The sequence below is a fragment of the Streptomyces sp. P1-3 genome (assembly GCF_050613155.1).
Classification (GTDB): Bacteria; Actinomycetota; Actinomycetes; order Streptomycetales; family Streptomycetaceae; genus Streptomyces.
The window spans coordinates 7,529,451-7,547,440 of record NZ_CP192512.1 but is presented as its reverse complement, the minus strand read 5'-3'; the positions used below and the strand labels follow the sequence as shown (position 1 = coordinate 7,547,440).

The 17,990-nt window shown below is 72.8% G+C and carries 16 protein-coding genes; 11 read left to right on the top strand and 5 right to left on the bottom strand.

The annotated features are described in order from the left end of the window. The first annotated feature begins 98 nt into the window (after positions 1-98). Entirely contained in the window at positions 99-2,612 is a 2,514-nt protein-coding gene (locus ACQUSR_RS32190) for a DEAD/DEAH box helicase (protein WP_431046706.1), read from the top strand. A gap of 52 nt (positions 2,613-2,664) precedes the next feature. Continuing rightward, positions 2,665-3,531: an acyl-CoA thioesterase gene (locus ACQUSR_RS32185; RefSeq protein WP_431046704.1), complete on the top strand. Its 867-nt coding sequence runs from the start codon at positions 2,665-2,667 to the stop codon at positions 3,529-3,531. Positions 3,532-3,538: 7 nt separating this feature from the next. Here ACQUSR_RS32185 and ACQUSR_RS32180 read toward each other — a convergent pair whose 3' ends face one another. Then, on the bottom strand, positions 3,539-4,591 hold the full coding sequence (locus tag ACQUSR_RS32180; protein ID WP_431046702.1) for a DUF6397 family protein: 1,053 nt from the start codon (positions 4,589-4,591) through the stop codon (positions 3,539-3,541). 162 nt (positions 4,592-4,753) lie between these two features. Then, positions 4,754-5,164, bottom strand: coding sequence for a roadblock/LC7 domain-containing protein (locus ACQUSR_RS32175; RefSeq protein ID WP_304460126.1), 411 nt, complete (start codon positions 5,162-5,164; stop codon positions 4,754-4,756). A gap of 124 nt (positions 5,165-5,288) precedes the next feature. On the opposite strand from ACQUSR_RS32175, the gene ACQUSR_RS32170 reads away from it, so the two are divergent. Both ACQUSR_RS32170 and ACQUSR_RS32165 read left to right on the top strand, forming a co-directional pair. Then, positions 5,289-5,717 carry a PPOX class F420-dependent oxidoreductase gene (locus ACQUSR_RS32170; protein WP_431046699.1) on the top strand — a complete coding sequence of 143 codons (429 nt, stop codon included), beginning with the start codon at positions 5,289-5,291 and terminating at the stop codon, positions 5,715-5,717. A 115-nt stretch (positions 5,718-5,832) separates the two neighbouring features. Next, positions 5,833-6,447 (top strand): class I SAM-dependent methyltransferase, encoded by a 615-nt coding sequence (locus tag ACQUSR_RS32165; RefSeq protein WP_431046697.1) that lies wholly within the window; start codon positions 5,833-5,835, stop codon positions 6,445-6,447. Between the two features lie 8 nt (positions 6,448-6,455). Here ACQUSR_RS32165 and ACQUSR_RS32160 read toward each other — a convergent pair whose 3' ends face one another. After that, positions 6,456-7,235 (bottom strand): alpha/beta fold hydrolase, encoded by a 780-nt coding sequence (locus ACQUSR_RS32160; protein ID WP_431046695.1) that lies wholly within the window; start codon positions 7,233-7,235, stop codon positions 6,456-6,458. A 117-nt stretch (positions 7,236-7,352) separates the two neighbouring features. Here ACQUSR_RS32160 and ACQUSR_RS32155 point away from each other — a divergent pair, with 117 nt between their 5' ends. The 4 genes from ACQUSR_RS32155 to ACQUSR_RS32140 all read left to right on the top strand — a co-directional run bounded on the left by ACQUSR_RS32155 (position 7,353) and on the right by ACQUSR_RS32140 (position 10,031). After that, a complete protein-coding gene (locus ACQUSR_RS32155) occupies positions 7,353-7,886 on the top strand; it encodes a PadR family transcriptional regulator (protein WP_431046693.1) in 534 nt (177 codons plus the stop codon). A gap of 119 nt (positions 7,887-8,005) precedes the next feature. Further along, complete coding sequence (locus ACQUSR_RS32150; protein WP_431046691.1) at positions 8,006-8,338, top strand: hypothetical protein; 333 nt, start codon at positions 8,006-8,008, stop codon at positions 8,336-8,338. A 160-nt stretch (positions 8,339-8,498) separates the two neighbouring features. Beyond that, a complete protein-coding gene (locus ACQUSR_RS32145; RefSeq protein WP_431047974.1) occupies positions 8,499-9,302 on the top strand; it encodes a hypothetical protein in 804 nt (267 codons plus the stop codon). Between the two features lie 180 nt (positions 9,303-9,482). Then, on the top strand, positions 9,483-10,031 hold the full coding sequence (locus tag ACQUSR_RS32140) for an SAM-dependent methyltransferase (RefSeq protein WP_431046689.1): 549 nt from the start codon (positions 9,483-9,485) through the stop codon (positions 10,029-10,031). Positions 10,032-10,087: 56 nt separating this feature from the next. On the opposite strand, the gene ACQUSR_RS32135 is transcribed toward ACQUSR_RS32140, so the two are convergent. Then, complete coding sequence (locus tag ACQUSR_RS32135; protein ID WP_431046687.1) at positions 10,088-10,630, bottom strand: MOSC domain-containing protein; 543 nt, start codon at positions 10,628-10,630, stop codon at positions 10,088-10,090. A gap of 172 nt (positions 10,631-10,802) precedes the next feature. On the opposite strand from ACQUSR_RS32135, the gene ACQUSR_RS32130 reads away from it, so the two are divergent. The 3 genes from ACQUSR_RS32130 (at position 10,803) to xylB (ending at position 17,382) form a co-directional block, all read left to right on the top strand. Next, positions 10,803-13,976 carry a DEAD/DEAH box helicase gene (locus tag ACQUSR_RS32130; protein WP_431046685.1) on the top strand — a complete coding sequence of 1,058 codons (3,174 nt, stop codon included), beginning with the start codon at positions 10,803-10,805 and terminating at the stop codon, positions 13,974-13,976. Beyond that, a complete protein-coding gene (locus tag ACQUSR_RS32125; protein WP_431046683.1) occupies positions 13,973-15,379 on the top strand; it encodes an SWF or SNF family helicase in 1,407 nt (468 codons plus the stop codon). The genes ACQUSR_RS32130 and ACQUSR_RS32125 overlap by 4 nt, the downstream gene beginning before the upstream one ends. 542 nt (positions 15,380-15,921) lie before the next feature. Beyond that, positions 15,922-17,382, top strand: coding sequence for a xylulokinase (xylB, locus tag ACQUSR_RS32120; protein WP_431046681.1), 1,461 nt, complete (start codon positions 15,922-15,924; stop codon positions 17,380-17,382). 85 nt (positions 17,383-17,467) lie between these two features. Here the strand turns inward: xylB and ACQUSR_RS32115 are convergent, their stop codons facing one another. Further along, positions 17,468-17,956 (bottom strand): GNAT family N-acetyltransferase, encoded by a 489-nt coding sequence (locus ACQUSR_RS32115; protein WP_431046679.1) that lies wholly within the window; start codon positions 17,954-17,956, stop codon positions 17,468-17,470. Positions 17,957-17,990 lie beyond the last annotated feature (34 nt).

Below are 17,990 nucleotides of genomic sequence, written 5' to 3'. Positions count from 1 at the left end.
GGAATCGGTCTCCTCGGCCCGGCACAGCCTAGCGGCGAGTGATCTTCGAACGCACGGCCGGTTCCCGGGCCGCGTGGAAAACCAGGCAGTATAGGGATGTGACTCTTATTGATCAGCTGCCGACCGACGCCGACCCTGATGCGCTTTTCGAGGCGTTCTCGACCTGGGTCGAGGAGCGGGGTATCTCGCTGTACCCCGCCCAGGAGGAGGCGCTGATCGAGGTGGTGTCGGGGGCGAACGTCATCCTGTCCACACCGACCGGCTCCGGTAAGAGCCTGGTGGCGGCGGGCGCCCACTTCACCGCGCTGGCCAACGACCAGGTCACCTTCTACACCGCGCCGATCAAGGCTCTGGTCTCGGAGAAGTTCTTCGAGCTGTGCAAGCTGTTCGGTACCGAGAACGTCGGCATGCTCACCGGCGACGCGTCGGTCAACGCGGACGCCCCCGTGATCTGCTGCACCGCCGAGGTCCTGGCGTCCATCGCGCTGCGCGACGGCAAGGACGCCGACATCGGCCAGGTGGTGATGGACGAGTTCCATTTCTACGCCGAGCCCGATCGCGGCTGGGCCTGGCAGATCCCGCTGCTGGAACTGCCGCAGGCGCAGTTCATCCTGATGTCGGCGACGCTCGGTGACATGACCAGGTTCGAGCAGGACCTGACCCGGCGCACCGGACGGCCCACCGCGGTCGTACGGTCCGCGACCCGTCCGGTGCCGTTGAGCTACGAGTACCGCGCGACGCCGCTCACCGAGACGCTGACCGAGCTGCTGGAGACGCGCCAGGCCCCTGTGTACATCGTGCACTTCACCCAGGCGGCCGCGGTGGAGCGAGCGCAGGCACTGATGAGCATCAACATGTGCACGCGGGCCGAGAAGGACGAGATCGCGGCGCTCATCGGCAACTTCCGCTTCACGACCAAGTTCGGGCGGAACCTGTCCCGTTACGTCAGGCACGGCATCGGTGTGCACCACGCCGGGATGCTGCCCAAGTACCGGCGGCTGGTGGAGAAGCTGGCGCAGGCCGGTCTGCTGAAGGTGATCTGCGGGACCGACACACTCGGCGTCGGCGTCAACGTCCCGATCCGCACGGTGCTGTTCACGGCGCTGACCAAGTACGACGGGCAGCGGGTGCGCACGCTGCGGGCGCGGGAGTTCCACCAGATCGCGGGCCGGGCCGGGCGGGCGGGCTTCGACACCGCCGGCTTCGTCGTCGCCCAGGCACCCGAGCACGTCGTCGAGAACGAGAAGGCGCTCGCGAAGGCCGGGGACGACCCGAAGAAGCGCCGGAAGGTCGTCCGCAAGAAGGCCCCAGAGGGCTTCGTCAACTGGGGTCAGAACACCTTCGAGAAGCTGATCGCCTCCGACCCCGAGCCGCTGACGTCCCGGTTCCGGGTCACCCACGCGATGCTGCTGTCGGTGATCGCCCGGCCCGGGAACGCCTTCGTGGCGATGCGCCGGCTGCTGGAGGACAACCACGAGCCGCGCAGGAACCAGCTGCGGCACATCCGGCGCGCCATCGCCATCTACCGTTCCCTGCTGGACGGCGGCATCGTGGAGCAGCTGGAGACTCCGGACGCGGAAGGCCGCATCGTGCGGCTGACGGTCGATCTCCAGCAGGACTTCGCGCTGAACCAGCCGCTGTCCACCTTCGCCCTGGCGGCCTTCGAGCTCCTGGACCCCGAGTCCCCGTCCTACGCCCTGGACATGGTGTCCGTCGTGGAGTCGACGCTGGACGACCCGCGCCAGATCCTGGCGGCGCAGCAGAACAAGGCGCGCGGCGAGGCGGTCAACGCGATGAAGGCGGACGGCGTCGAGTACGAGGAGCGGATGGAGCGGCTCCAAGACATCTCGTACCCCAAGCCCCTGGAGGAGGTGCTCTTCCACGCCTACGGCCTCTACCGCAAGAGCCACCCGTGGGTGGGCGACCATCCGCTCTCCCCCAAGTCGGTCATCCGCGATATGTACGAGCGGGCGATGACCTTCACGGAGTTCACCTCCCTCTACGACCTCGCTCGCACCGAGGGCATCGTGCTGCGCTACCTGGCCAGCTCCTACAAGGCGCTGGACCACACCGTGCCTGACGACCTGAAGTCGGACGACTTCGAGGACCTGATCGCCTGGCTGGGCGAGATGGTGCGGCAGGTCGACTCCAGCCTGCTGGACGAGTGGGAGCAGCTGGCCAATCCGGAGGAGGTGTCGGCGGAAGAAGCGCAGGAGCGCGCCGACCAGGTCAAGCCGGTCACCGCGAACGCGCGCGCGTTCCGGGTGCTGGTGCGCAACGCGATGTTCCGCCGGGTGGAGCTGGCCGCGCTGGACAAGGTCGCGGAGCTGGGCGAGATGGACGAGGAGTCCGGCTGGGACGAGTCCCGGTGGGCCGAGGCCATGGACGCCTACTGGGACGAATACGAGGACCTCGGCACCGGCCCCGACGCCCGCGGGCCGAAGCTGCTGCGGATCGAGGAGCAGCCGGAGCACGGGTTGTGGCGGGTGCGGCAGACCTTCGCCGATCCCAACGGCGACCACGACTGGGGCATCTCGGCGGAGGTGGATCTCGCGGCGTCCGACGAGGAGGGCCGCGCGGTCGTCCGGGTCACGGACGTGGGTCAGCTGTAGTCTCCGAAAGGCCACCTCCACGGCCAGCACCACCAGCAGAAGGGCACCAGCGATGACCAGTCCCGCCGAGCGCTTGGTCGATCTGCTCGACCTGGAACAGATCGAGCTGAACATCTTCCGCGGCCAGAGCCCCGACGAGTCGCTGCAGCGGGTGTTCGGCGGGCAGGTGGCAGGGCAGGCTCTGGTGGCCGCCGGCCGGACCACGGACGGGCTGCGGCCGGTGCACTCGCTGCACGCGTACTTCTTGCGGCCGGGCATGCCCGGGGTGCCGATCGTGTACCAGGTCGAGCGGGTGCGCGACGGACGGTCCTTCACCACCCGGCGGGTGGTGGCCGTCCAGCAGGGCCGGACGATCTTCAATCTGACGGCCTCCTTCCATCAGCCGGAGCCGGGGTTCGAGCAGCAGTTGCCGATGCCCGAGGTACCGGAGCCGGAGAGCCTGCCGAGGATCGGCGAGGAGCTGCGCGAGCACCTCGGCGAGCTTCCGGAGTCACTGCGCCGCATGGAGCGGCGGCAGGCGTTCGACATCCGGTATGTCGAGCGGTTGCGCTGGTCGGAGCGGGAGCTGGAGGGCGCGGAGCCGCGCAGCGCGGTGTGGATGCGGGCGCTGGGGCCGCTCGGCTCCGATCCGCTGATCCATACCTGCGCGCTGACCTACGCCAGCGACATGACGCTGCTGGACGCGGTGCGCATCCCCGTCGAGCCGCTGTGGGGGCCGCGCGGTTTCGACATGGCCTCCCTCGATCACGCCATGTGGTTCCATCGTCCGTTCCGTGCGGACGAGTGGTTCCTCTACCAGCAGGAGTCGCCCATCGCCACGGGCGCGAGGGGCCTGGCCCGCGGTCAGATCTTCGACCGTGAGGGCAAGCTGCTGGTATCCGTGATGCAAGAGGGGCTGTTCCGCAAGGTCGGTGGATGACGGGAGCTCAGCTCCGGCCGAGCAGCCGCCGCCAGAACGGGCGCGGGTGAGGCACCCGGGTCGGGCTCGCCGCACGCGGTGAGCACCGCGAGCGTGCTCGGTCCGGCAGCCGGAACGGCTCGCGCGCTGCCGGTCCGGGCCGCGTGCATGCAGCGGATTCGACCTCGCTTCCGGGAGTCGCGGCCCCAGCGTGTCCAGCGGACTCGGCCCTGTCGGGTCCGGAGGCTCCGGCCCTGGCGTGTCCGCGGGTCTCAGCCGTGGGGTCCCCGGCAGGCTCGGCCATGACCTCCCGCCCTGGCGTCCGCAACGGGGGCGGGAGCGCGGGCCGGTGGCGGCGGGCCTCCGACAGTGCTGTACGCAGGGCCTGGGCGTAGCCGCGGATCTCGTCCGGGTCCTCCGCGGTCAGCAGGGCGTCAACGGCGTCGTGGTAAGCGGGGCTCCCGGCCCTCGGCACGACCAGCGGCGGGGCGAACCGGGCGAGACAGGCCCGCTCGCGAGGGTCCGGCACGGCCGACTCCAGGTCCTCGGGGGCGAGCATCGCCGCCGTGACCGCGGCCCGCTCCCAGGGGTCCTCCGTCCGGCTCAGCAGTTGGCCGACCCTGCGGGCGCGCCATGTGCGAGCCCGCAGGTCCTCGCCCGACGCCTCGGCGGCGCGCAGCCGTTCCGGTGTACGGCCGCGCAGCAGGCCAGGCTCGCGGTCGGCGAACTCCTTCAGCTCGACCGCCAGATAGAGCCAGACCACGGCTCGGTAGCGGTTGATGTAGAAGGTGACGGGGTGGAGGCAGCCGCCCCGCGCGAGCCGGGCGAACCTGGCCGGGCCGATGCGCAGCAGCTCCGCCCCCTCCGCCGTGCCGACCACCCGAAGCCGCGCGGCCAAGGCCCGGGGCGACTCCTCTGTGGCCGTCAGCCGCGCCAGCTCCGCTCGGCACACCCGGGGCCGTTCGCCAGGGCCGCCGGTCACCGTGCGGACCTCACCCAGTTGCACGGCGAGCGCGAATTCCCTTGGTTTCAGGTTGAGTTCCCGGGCTGCACGGCTGAGGCTGACCGTGCCTGCGGGCACACCCCCTTCCACCGGCTCTGGGGCCGCCCCCGCACTCCGCCGCTGATGCTCCCGTACCGCCATGACAGTCCTCCCCCGCGACAAATCGATCACTGACAGTGACGACTGTAGCGGTGTCAAGCGGCTGTCGCTCGGGCCTGTGGATAACCTCGGAGCGCGGCCTCACAGGTGGCTGGTCGCGCTGCCCTGCTGCCGTGCCTCCACGCCCAGGTGCTCCCCCACCCTGTTGACCAGCAACGCCATCTCGTAGGCGATCTGGCCCACGTCGCTCTCCGGACCTCCGAGGACACACAGGCAGCTGCCGTCGCCCGCGGCCGTCACGAAGAGCACCCCTTCCTCGTACTCCACCATCGTCTGACGCACCTGCCCGGTCCCGAAGTGCTGTCCGGATCCCTTGGCGAGACTGTGCAGACCCGACGAGACCGCGGCCAGGTGCTCCGCGTCCTGCCGCACGAGTGACGAACTCGCCCCCGTCACCAGACCGTCGTTGGACAGCACCAAAGCGTGCCGTATGTGTTCGATCCGCTCGGTCAGGTCGTCCAACAGCCAGTCGAGCCCCTTGCTGAGTGCCATATCCTGCCTCCCCGTCCCCGGCTATGCCCAAGCTGCCGTGCCAGCCTTTCTCACTGCCGCTCTCCGGGCAACCCGACGGGCCGGTCGGCCTGGCAGTGTGAGCGGGTTGGCACAGGATGGGGACATGGCAGAGAAAATGACCAAGGATCAGTGGCAGAGCTTCGTTTCACAGGGCACGCGAACCGCGAAGCTGTCCACCGTGCGGGCCGACGGGAGCCCGCCCATCGCCCCCGTGTGGTTTGTGCTGGACGGGGACGACGTCGTCTTCAACACCGGCAAGGACACGGTCAAGGGGCGGAATCTGACACGCGACGGGCGCGTGGCCCTGTGTGTCGACGACGAGCACCCGCCGTTCGGCTTCGTCGCGCTGCACGGGCGCGCCGAACTGAGCGAGGACCTGGAGGACGTGCGCGGGTGGGCCACCCGGATCGCGGCGCGGTACATGGGCGACGACCTGGCCGAGGAGTTCGGCGCCCGCAACGGGGTTCCCGGTGAGCTGCTGGTCAGGGTCCGTATCGAAAAGGTGGTCGCGCTCTCGGGGGTCACCGACTGACCCGGCCTCCCGCTCCCCCGGCCCGGTTCGGCCGCGGCCCTCGACCAGCCCGTCGGACCGTTGCCGTCGACCCGCCGTACCGACACCGCACCCCACCACATCCGGAGGAAACACCGTGAACCACGACCACGACGAGGTCCGGGCCTTCTTCGCCGCCCGCGCCGCGGACTGGGACGCCCGCTTCCCCGACGACGGCCCGGCCTACGCCGCCGCCGTCGCCGATCTCGGGCTGCGCCCCGGAGACGCGGTCCTCGACGCGGGCTGCGGTACGGGCCGGGCGCTGCCCGAGCTTCGGGCCGCGGTGGGCGAGGCGGGCGCGGTCATCGGCGTGGACCTCACGCCCGCGATGCTGGAGGCCGCGGTCCGCGCCGGACGGCAGGAAGACGGCCTGCTGACGGTCGCCGACGTGTCCCGGCTGCCGCTGCGGGACGGCGTGCTCGACGCGGTGTTCGCGGCGGGGCTGATCTCCCATCTGCCGGATCCGGCCGCGGGGCTGAGTGAACTGGCCCGAGTGGTGCGACCCGGCGGACTGCTCGCCCTCTTCCACCCCGTCGGGCGGGCGGCACTCGCGGCCCGCAAGGGGCGGCAGATCACCCCGGGCGATCTGCGGGCCGAGCCCAACCTGCGACCGCTGCTGGCACGTGCCGGATGGGAGATGACCTCGTATACGGACGTGGACACCCGCTTCCTGGCACTGGCGGTCCGCACCCCCGGGGACCGCCGGAGCTGACCGGCGCTTCAAGGGTGGTCGTATGCCGCCGGGCCCGCGTACGCCACCGCGGCGGCGTACGCGGGCGCATTGTCGAACATCACGTTGTGCCCGGCCCTGGGGACCGTCACCACCCGGACCCCGGCGCCCTCCAGCGCCGCGCGCCCCGCCAGCTCTCCGCTGTGCTCTCCCTGAAGGTACGTACGGGGCACGGTCAGGCCGATCAGCATCTGCCGCATCGTCGGCCGGGTGCCCTCGACCAGGCCGACGGCGCTGCGGTGCAGGGCGGTCGGATCCGCGAGCCGCATCGTCGCGCGCCATATAGGACCCACCTTCTCCAGAGTCCGCGCGAACCCGCCGCCCTTGACGAACTCCTCCTCCGTATAGGTGGAGATACCGCTGCTCGCGGCGGTGACCGGCGGGGCCGGGTCGAGGTTGGCCTCGGTCAGCACCAGCCGGGAGACCAGGTCGGGCCGCCGGTGTGCGAGCACGATGGCCACCGCACCGCCCATGCTGTGCCCCACGAGCTCCGCGCCGCCGGCTCCCGCCGCGTCCAGCACGCGGGCCAGCGCTCCGGCGTGGTCCTCCAGGCTGTACCCGAAGTCCCGCGGCCGGTCACTGAGTCCGTGGCCCGGCAGATCGACGAAGAGCGAGCGCCGGCCGGCGAGCACCGGGGCGGCCGCGATATGCGCGTGGTACGGGGCGGAGGCCGCCCCGAGTCCGTGGACGTAGACCGTGGGCGGCCCGTCCCCGGCGGCCTCGGTCCAGACGATACGTGCCCCGTCCGGACCGAACTCGGTGTGGCGCATGGCCCCTCCTGTCATGTCATGTCGCCTGATCGGCTGTTGCCTCGGGCTCGCCGACTATACATCGAGAACGATGTATTGCGGATGCGATGTATAGCGACGGTGCGGCAGAATGCGGGGATGCTCGAACTCGCCATCCTCGGTTTCCTCTACGACACGCCGCTGCACGGCTACGAGCTGCGCAAGCGCATCAGCGCGCTGACCGGCCACGTCAAGCCGGTGGCCGAGAGCACGCTGTACCCGGCGATCAAGCGGCTGGAGAAGGCCGGGCTGCTGGCCCGCGAGACCCGGCCGGGCACGGGCGCCGCACCCCGGCACGTCCTGACACTCACCGCGGCCGGCCGCGCCGAACTGCGGCACCGCCTCGCCGAGCCCGCGGACTCGGACATCACGGACGAGAACAGTTGGTTCACGCTGCTGGCGTTCCTGCGCCACCTGGCGGACCCCGCCGCACAGGCGGGCGTACTCGAGCGCCGACTGGAGTTCCTGCGGCAGCCCACGAGCTTCTTCTACGAGGGCGACCGGCCACTGCGCGCGGAAGAGGTCGAAGACCCGTTCCGGCGCGGCGTGCTCACCATCGCGCGCGCCACAAGTCAGGCGGAACTCGCCTGGCTGCGGCGTACGTTGGACTCACTGCACGCCTCCGCCGGCTGACCGCCCCGCGGCGCCTCGCGTGAGCGCCATCCCTTGGTCAGATCGCGTTCGAAGCCCGTGCGAGCGGGGGACACTTGGCAGGACCGCGCATTCATCCGATCCGAGGAGAGGTGATCCGCGTGTTCGACGGTCTTCGTGGGTTGTGCAGACACGTCGGCGAACGGTTGCGCGCGCCCGGGCCGCCCGGCTCCGCGGAGCAGGGGCAGCGGGCGGCAGGGGCGAAGCCGCGCGCCCACCGGCCCAACCTGTTCGAGGCCGCGGCCGTGCACATAGCCGCGTGCGCGGACGCCGACGACCAGCGGAGCGCCGAGGCCGCGGAGTGGGTGTCGCCGGAGGCGCTGGCGTTCGGTGTGCACGAGCTGGCATGCCGCGCCGTCATCGCGCTCGCCCGGGAGCGTGACGAGTCCCCGCAGGAGGTGGCGCGCTCCCTGCTGGGCCTCCCGGTGGCGTGATCGGACACAGGGGGCGAGCCGGGCCCCGTGAGGGTAGGCCGGATCCTGTCGCCTTCCGCGCCGTCCGACCTCTCGACGCCGAAGCTACTCGCTGGTTAAGGTGCGCCCGCACGACGGATCGGTTCCGGAGGAGGAGGCTGCCGTGCCCACGACGGTAGGGATACCCCCGGCGGAGTCGGGTGACGAGTCCGGCGAGGACGCGCTGTATGTGCTCACAGCGGTCCTGCTCACGCCCGCGCAGTTCCCGAGCGTCCTCGGCGACGACTACCCCGAGGCCTGCGCCGTCCTCGGACTCGCGCCGTACGACGCCGGCTACGGACTGGTCCTCGGCCAGGACGGGAAGGGAGCGCGGTGGACCGTGGTGACCGATGACGTGTCCCTCGTCGCCTGCGCCATCGCGGCGTGGGACTGCGGCATGGAGTACGACCTGTCCATCCACGACCGTACGGTGGTCGCCTCGCTGCCGGGGTGGCCGCTGGCGGTCGCGGTGGCCGCGCCCGGCGTCCCGGCTCCGCACGACCCGGAACCCGGCCCCGACAGCGGGGACACCGCCCCGCCGCCGCTCGCGCCGCCGGACGCGGAGTCCTGGGGTCCGGCGCAACGTCGCCTCGGCGCCGACGAGATCGCGCTCCAATGGGCGATGTGGCGAGCCCAGGTCGGTGACGACATCACGTTCGTCTCGCCTGGGGAGAAACCGCACGGAGGCGTGCGGCGGGTGCTGGAGGAGGCGCGCGCCTACGTGGACACGCCGCCGCCCTTGGGCCGGGTGCGCTCGGCCTTCGCCTCGGGCGACGCCCGGACGCTCCGCGCCGACGGTCCGGGGTGGAGCATGGTGGCCCGGACCGATGACATCGCGTTCGTGCTGCTGGACGACGCGCCGGGGGAAGTGCTGCCGGTCGGGCGGGGGCCGGAGTTGCCGGGGCTGCTGTCGGCTCTGGACGGGCTGGCGGTCCGCCCACATTGAGCACGCACGTCTCAGCGGCGTCCGCCCACATTGAGCACGCACCTCCCGGCGGCCTCCGCCCGCACTGAGCACACACCTCTCACTGCGGCGTCCGCCCACGTTGAGCGCGCGCCTGTCGCTGCGGGACCGCCCGGCCGCCGCGCCGGCCGGGCGCGTCGCGCGTGCCATCATCGACTCGACATGATCGACCGTGTCGGCGGGTTCGCGGGCCCAGGGAACGGGCTTGAGAGGGGAGATGTCGTGGGGGACGGGGAGTTGGCGGCCGAGAGTGCCGTGGTGGCGGTGCCGATCGGCCGGGTGACCGGTGGGCGGGCATTGGTCGCGGACGACGACTGGGGACCGGTCGCGGCGGTGATCCGACTGGACGAGGCACGGTTCGGTCCAGAAGCGCTCTACGGGCTGGAGGACTTCTCCCACCTGGAGGTCGTCTACCACTTCGACCGCGTGCCGGAGGACAAGATCCAGGTCGGTGCCAGGCATCCGCGCGGCAACACCGACTGGCCACTGGTCGGGATCTTCGCGCAGCGCGGAAAGAACCGCCCGAACCGGCTCGGTGTCTCGCGCTGCCGCCTGCTGGCGGTCGACGGGCTGGAGGTACGGGTCGAGGGCCTGGACGCGGTCGACGGCACACCGGTGCTCGACATCAAGCCGTACATGGCGGAGTTCGGGCCGCGCGGCGACGTGGTCCAGCCGGACTGGTCGACCGAGTTGATGCGCCGGTACTACTGAGGCGTGCGGGAGCACGGGGCCCGGATACTCCTCAGAAGCGCTCCAGCGGGCGGTGCTCAGACGGGCTCCAGCGGGCGGTGTTCGCCTTCCGGTAGCACCGCCCGGATCCGGTCGCCGGGGCGAACCTGGCCGCCCGCCCGGACGACTCCCATGATTCCGGCCTTGCGGATGAGGGTGCCGTCAGCCGCGCGGCTCACCACCTGCTTGAGCAGCCCGCCCTGGAACCGGTCGATCTGCAGGCAGGGGTTGCGCAGTCCGGTGACCTCGACCACCGCGTCGTCACCGAGGTGCAGCAGGGTGCCGGTGGGCAGCGCGAGGAGGTCGATGCCGGCGGTGGTGATGTTCTCGCCCAGTTGTCCGGGGGCGACCGCGAAGCCCGCGTCGGCCACCTCCGCGAACAACTCTTCGTGGATGAGGTGGACCTGTCGCAGGTTCGGCTGGGTAGGGTCCTGAGCGACCCGCGACCGGTGCTTCACCGTCACCCCCAGATGGGCGTCGCCTTCGACACCGAGCCCGGCGAGCAGTGTGATGCCGTCCTGGACAGGCTTGCTGAACGTGTGCTCCGCGCTGTGGCACACCGCCACGACCGTCGCGTCCATATCGCCGCGTCCCCCTCCTCGCAGTCGTCAAAACCGCCGCCACTCTGCCAGGTACACCCCATGCAGCGAAGTGACGCGCCTCACGTCGCCATGCCGTCCGGGCGACGCGACGGTGCTGTACCCTCGGCGACTCCGACTCCGGCTAGTCAAATTTGAGGAATGCGTCATCGCTGTGACATCACGCCCTGCGGCAACGCCCGTCGAGATCGGCGAACTCATCGGCTGTGCCGCCGTGTTCCTGCCCGCGGACCCGGCCCGTGACGGCCGCGTCGCCTTCTGGCGGCCGGACGGTCCGACACCGGCCGGCACCGGTTCTGGTCCTGGCTCTGGTCCTGGCTCTGGTTCTGGTTCCGGTCCTGGCTCTGGTGCTGGTTCCGGTCCGGATTCCGGTTCCGGTCCTGTCGAGGACCTGACCGTCGTCGTCCCCGACGGCGCCGGGATACGCACGCGACAGGTACCGGCTCTCCTGCTCCCCGTACGCGAGGCGCTGCCCGTTCTCACGCGGGCGCGCGCAGCCCGAGCGCACCCCGCCGCGGCCTTCTGGGGGGCCGCCGCCGTGCTGGCCCTGCAACTGGCCGCCCGTGGGCGGCTGCTGCCGGGGCTCAGCGCCACCGATCACGACGTCTGGCGGGTCGGCCCGCTGACCCCGGAGGACCGGGAGCGGATCCGCGACCTGGCCGCCGCCATGCCGCCGGACGCGCACGCGGTGCCCCTGCCTACGGGATCGCCGGCAGCGTCGGCCTCGCCGCTGATGCCCGAGCCCGAGGGGCTGCTGCGCGCCTTCCTCGACGCCGTCGCCGACGGGCTGCCGCGCTCCCCCGCGGCGGCACTCGCCGCCGGCGGACCCGCCTTCGCCGCGCCGGGGCCGCGGCGGCTGCCCGAGCACCGTGCCTGGGCGGCGGACGTCGCGGCCGGGCACGACGCGGGCGTACAGGTCTCGTTGCGGATCGAGATGACCGGACTGGCCGGCCCCTGCGCGCTGCCCGAAGCCGATGCGTCCGCACGGGACGAGCCGGACACAGACACATACGCGGATACGGACACGTACGCGGATACGGGTTCGTACGCGGAGACGGACGCGAACACGGACACGTACGCGGACGTGCCCGCGCCCGGCTTCCGCGCCGTCGTCCAACTGCACAGCCTCACCGGCGTGGCCCTCGTCGCGGACGCCGCCGACGTCTGGGCTGGCGCCACGCCCGCGGCGACCGCGCTCGGGCCGCGCGCCCGGATGGACGCGCTGCTCACCCTGCGCCGGGCCGCCCGCGCCTGGCCACCGCTGGCCCCGCTGCTGTCCGCCGCCGTCCCCGACGCCATCGATCTCGCGGACGAGGAGGTCACGGAGCTGCTGGGACCGGCCGCGGCGGCGCTGGACGCCGCCGGGGTGCGGGTGCACTGGCCGAAGGAGCTGGTGCGCGGCCTCACCGCGCGCGCCGTCGTCGGCCCGAGCGGAGGCGGCGAGGGCGGCAGTGGCCGCGTCGACGGCGACGACCGCGACGGCCACAGCGGGGAGCCGCCCGTGTCCGGGCTGCCGTCGTTCCTGTCCGCCGACGCGCTGCTGCGCTTCGACTGGCGCTTCGCGGTCGGGGACCGCGACCTGACCCGCGCCGAACTCGACCGGCTCGCCGAGGCCGGTCGCCCCCTGGTGAGGTTGCGCGACCAATGGGTCGTCATCGACCCGGAGTCGGCCCGCCGGGCCCGCGAACGAGCCGGCCGCCGGCACGAACTCACACCCGTCGAGGCGCTCGGCGCCGCCCTCACCGGCCGTACGGAAGCCGACGGCACCACCGTCGCGGTCGAGGCGTCCGGCTGGCTGGCCGCCCTGCGCGACCGTATCGCGCGCCCCGCGGAGCCGGAGGGGGCCGGCGACGGCCTGGCCGCGCGGCCCGGCGAGGGCCTTGTGCCGCAGCCCGCCGGGCTCGCCGCGACCCTGCGCGACTACCAGTCGCGCGGCCTGACCTGGCTGCATCGGATGACCTCACTCGGCCTCGGCGGCTGCCTCGCCGACGACATGGGGCTGGGCAAGACCATCACGCTGATCGCCCTCCACCTGCATCGGCAGACCTCCCCGGAGTCCGCCGGAGCCACCCTCGTGGTGTGCCCGGCGTCCCTGATGGGCAACTGGCAGCGGGAGGTCGAGAAGTTCGCACCGGGGACGCCGGTGCGCCGCTATCACGGCCCGGCGCGCGATCTGGAGGCCCTTAAGGACGGCGAGTTCGTCCTCACCACGTACGGCACCATGCGGCTGGACGCGCACCGGCTCGCCGAGGCGGGGCCGTGGGGCATGGTCGTGGCCGACGAGGCGCAGCATGTGAAGAACCCGCTCTCGGCGACCGCGAAGCAACTGCGCACCATCGGCGCGAAGGCGCGCGTCGCGCTCTCCGGCACGCCGGTCGAGAACAATCTCACCGAACTGTGGGCGATCCTCGACTGGACCACGCCCGGGCTGCTCGGCACGCTCGGCGCGTTCCGCAGGCGCTACGCCGCTCCCGTCGAGGGCGGCACCGCCGACCCGGCCGCCGCGGCACGACTGGCGAAGCTCATCCGGCCGTTCCTGCTGCGCCGCCGCAAGTCCGACCCGGGGATCGCGCCCGAGCTACCGCCGAAGACCGAGACGGACCGCGCGGTCGCGCTCACCACGGAGCAGGCCGGGCTGTACGAGGCGGTGGTGCGCGAGATCCTCGCGGAGATCTCCGGCGCGGACGCGCATCTGCGCCGCGGCCTCATCGTCAAGCTCCTCACCGGGCTGAAGCAGATCTGCAACCATCCGGCGCAGTTCCTCAAGGAGGACGACCCGCGGATCCCGGGCCGTTCGGGGAAGCTGGAGCTGCTGGACGAGTTGCTGGACACCATCCTCGCGGAAGGCGCGAGCGTGCTGGTGTTCACCCAGTACGTCCAGATGGCGCGCATTCTGGAGCGGCATCTGGCGGCGCGCGGGGTGGCCACCCGGTTCCTGCACGGCGGTACGCCCGTGGCGCGGCGGGAGGTGATGGTGCGTGAGTTCCAGGACGGCTCGGTGCCGGTCTTCCTGCTGTCCCTGAAGGCGGCGGGCACCGGGCTGAACCTCACCCGCGCCGAGCACGTCGTGCATTACGACCGCTGGTGGAACCCGGCGGTCGAGGCGCAGGCGACCGACCGCGCCTACCGCATCGGGCAGACCCGTCCGGTGCAGGTGCACCGGTTCGTCACCGAGGGCACGGTGGAGGACCGGATCGCCGCCATGCTGGAGCGCAAGCAGCGGCTGGCGGACGCGGTCCTCGGCCCGGGCGGGACCGAGGCCGCGCTGACCGAACTGACCGACGCCGAGCTGGCGGAACTGGTGGAGCTGAGGGGGCCCGCTCGATGACCGATCCGTATACCGACCCGTACACCGACGGATACGAGGACGAGGAGACCGCGGGCGCCGGCGCGGCGGTACGGCCCGAGCGCACCTTCGCCGCGCTGCCGCCCGCCCACGGGCGCGGGTTCGCCCGCACCTGGTGGGGGCAGGCGTGGCTGAAGGCGCTGGAGGACACGGCGCTGGACGGCCAACAGCTCAAGCGGGGGCGCAGGCACGCCCGCGAGGGCGCCGTCGGTGCGGTCTCGGTCCAGCCCGGCCGGATCACCGCGGTGGTGCGCGACCGTGACGGCGCGGCGTACCGCTCGGACGTGCTGTTGCAGGAGCTGGGCGAGGGCGCGTGGGACCAGCTGCTGGAGATGGTCGCGGACCGCTCCGGGCACATCGCCGCCCTGCTGGACCGTGACATGCCGCCGCATCTGGTGGAGGACGCGGAGGCGGCGGGTGTCGAACTGCTGCCCGGCATCGGCGACCTGGAGCCGGAGTGCGCGTGTGAGGCGTGGGACCACTGCCCCCACACCGCCGCGCTCTGCTACCAGGTGGCCCGGTTGCTGGACGAGGACCCGTTCATCCTGCTGCTGATGCGCGGGCGCGGCGAGCGGGAGCTGCTGGAGGAACTCCAGGCGCGCAGTGCCGTGCGCGGCGCGCGGCGGGCGACGCGGGACACGGGTGACACGCACGACGCAGGCGGCGCGGACGGCACAACCGGCGCGTCCGAGGACGTGGGCGCCGCGCCGGAGCCGGTGGGGGTCGATGCGGTCGCGGCCTTCTCGGCGCGTGCCTCGCTGCCGCCGCTGCCCGGCCCGCCGCCCGCGGTGGGGGCCCCGGTCCGGCCGCCGACGCTGGACGGCGGTACGGAGCCGGGCCCCGGACTCGACCCCGCCGGGCTGGAGTTCCTGATCGCCGACACCGCCGCGCGGGCCCGCCGGATGCTGACCGAGGCACTGGCACCGGACCACGCGACGGCTCCGGTGGCCGCCGGTCTGACGGTGTGGCAGGACGCGGTACGGATGGCCGCCACCGCCGGCCCCGAGGCCCCGCTGACCGCCCCGATCGGCGGGCGCCTGGCCGACGGGTGCGGACGTGACCGCGGGGATCTGGCACGCGCGGCGCGGGCCTGGGAACACGGTGGCCCGGCCGGGCTCGCCGTCCTGGAGGAGGACTGGACGCCGGATCCGGAGGCGCTGGCCCGCGCCCGCGCCCAGCTCGCCGCCGCCTGGGCGGAGGACGACCGGCCGCCGGCGCTGCGGGCGACCGGCAACCGCTGGACGGCGGTGGGTGGCGACGTACAGGTGCGGTACGGCCCGGACGGGCGCTGGTGGCCGTACCGCAAGGAACGCGGTCGCTGGTGGCCGGCCGGTCCGTCGGACGAGGACCCGGCGGCGGCGATGGCGGCTCTGCTGACCGGATGACGGGCGACCGGTGACCGGGTGACCGGTTCACGCGTGGACGCCCTGGGGCTCCCCTACGCCTACGCCCTTTCGGGCGGGCATAGGGGCCCCGCCTTCCCGGCTGGGTCGTGACGGTCGTGGCCGGCGCGACGATGGCGAGGATGCCCAGCAACAGCTGGAAGAACGGCCGCGGCAGGGCGTTGACCGTGCCGGCCACGTTGTCCGCGACAGAGAGGGCTCCCCGGTTCCCTACCGGCCAGGCCGGCCCCACGGAAGGGAGCGTCACCCCGATCCGGGGTCGGGTTGGCCCCACCCCGGATCGGGGTGCCTGCGGGACCGGGCAAGAGCACCTTCCTGCACGGTTCCTCGCCAACCGCGCTTCCTCTCCCTCGGGCTCCGTCCGGGGGATGCCCTCGCCCCGGCCGCCGGACGGGTTGGTTCTCTCACCCGTCCGGCGACCGGGCCGGGCCTGGGGTGGAGCCCCAGTTAGGGGAAGCGGCTGGGCGGGGAAGGATCCCGTGCCCCGGACCCTCGGGCACCGCAGCCGCGCAGAGGAGAGCTCGATGGCCGCAGCCCCGTTGCCCGCGCCCGAAGGACCGCTCGTCGTCGGCGTGGACAGTTCCACGCAGTCCACCACGGTCCTGGTCGTCGACGCAGCGACCGGCCAGGTCATGGCGCGCGGCCGGGCTCCGCACGCCGTGGCCGGCGGCGGACCGGGCGAGGACGGCAGGGAGAGTGACCCCGAGCAGTGGTGGCAGGCGCTCTGCGAGGCGGTGGACGGCTGCGGGCCACGGGCCCGGGAGGCATCGGCGGTGTCCGTCGCCGGTCAGCAGCACGGGCTGGTCACCCTCGGTGCGGACGGCCGTCCGGTACGGCCGGCCCTACTGTGGAACGACGTGCGCTCGGCTCCGCAGCGGGACCGGCTGGTGGCGGAACTGGGCGGGCCCGCGGCCTGGGCCGAGCGGGTCGGCAGCGTCCCCGCGCCCGCGTTCACCGTGACCAAGTGGGCGTGGCTGCGGGAGAACGAGCCGGAGGCGGCCCGCGCCACCGCCGCCGTACGGCTCCCCCACGACTACCTCACCGAGCGGCTCACCGGCCAGGGCGTCACCGATCGAGGCGACGCCTCGGGCACCGGGTGGTGGGCGTCGGCGGTCGAGGCGTACGACGACCGGGTACTGGAGCACATCGGGCTCTCCCCCGAGCTGCTGCCGCGCGTGATGCGGCACGGCGAGGTGGCGGGCACCGTGCGGCGGCTGCCCGGTCTCGCGCTGCCCGCGGGCGCGCTGGTCGCCATCGGTACCGGCGACAACATGGCCGCCGCGCTCGGGCTGGGGCTGCTTCCGGATCAACCGGTGCTCAGTCTCGGCACGTCAGGCACCGTCTACGCCGTCTCGGCCCGCCGCCCGGCCGATCCCACCGGGGTGGTCGCGGGGTTCGCGGACGCCCGCGAGGCATGGCTGCCGCTCGCCTGCACGCTGAACTGCACGCTCGCCGTCGACCGGATCGCCGCGCTCCTCGGCCGCGACCGCGAGGCGGTCGAACCGGGCGGGACGGCCGTGCTGCTGCCGTACCTCGACGGCGAACGCACTCCCCATCTCCCGGCCGCCGCCGGCCTGGTGTACGGGCTGCGGCACAACACCACGCCCGGACAGGTGCTCCAGGCCGCCTACGACGGAGCCGCATGCACGCTCCTCGACGCGCTCGACCGGGTCCTCGGCACGGACGCCGACCCCGCCGCGCCGCTGCTGCTCATCGGCGGCGGCGCGCGGGGCGCGGCGTGGCGGGAGACCGTCCGCCGGCTGTCCGGACGGCCTGTGGTCGTGCCACGCGCCGAGGATCTGGTGGCACTCGGCGCCGCGGCACAGGCCGCGGGGCTGCTGCTCGGAGAGGACCCGGCGGCGGTGGCGCGGCGCTGGGGTACGGCGGACGGCGTGGTCTACGAAGCCGTCGAGCGCGATGAGGAGTCGCTGCGGCGGATCGGTGCGGTGCTGGCGGAGGCGGAGGGGTTGCTGCGGCACGGGTGAGGGCAGGGGCTCTGCCCCCAGACCCCAGACCCCGGACCCCAGACCCCGGACCGCTGACCGCTGACCGCTGACCGCTGACCGCTGCTCACAGCCGGATGTGCATCACATGCAGTCCGACAAATCCCTTGGTCGGGTGATGGAACGCCTCGGGAACGGTCCCGACCACCTCGAAGCCCAGGGAGCGGTAGAGCGCGACCGCGTTCGTGTTCGTCTCGACCACTGCGTTGAACTGCATGGCTCGGTAGCCCTCCGCACGCGCCCACTCCAGCGCTTCCGTGCACAGCGCCCGCCCCACACCGCGCCCCTGGTGTTCGGGAGCCACCATGAAGCTGGCGCTGGACACGTGGGCGCCTGGCCCCATCTGGTTGGGGTTCATCTTGGCCGTGCCGAGCACGGTGCCCCGCTCGTCGACGGCGACGACGGCGCGACCGGGTGCGGCGGGCAGCCAGATCCCGCGGGCGAGCCCTTCGTCCATTTCACGCGGGTAGGTGAAGGTCTCGCCCGCGGCGGTGATCTGACGCAGAATCGGCCAAATGGCGGGCCAGTCGTCGTCAGTCACGGTCCTGATCAGCATGGCGCAAGCATGGCATCGGACCCCCTGACCCGCC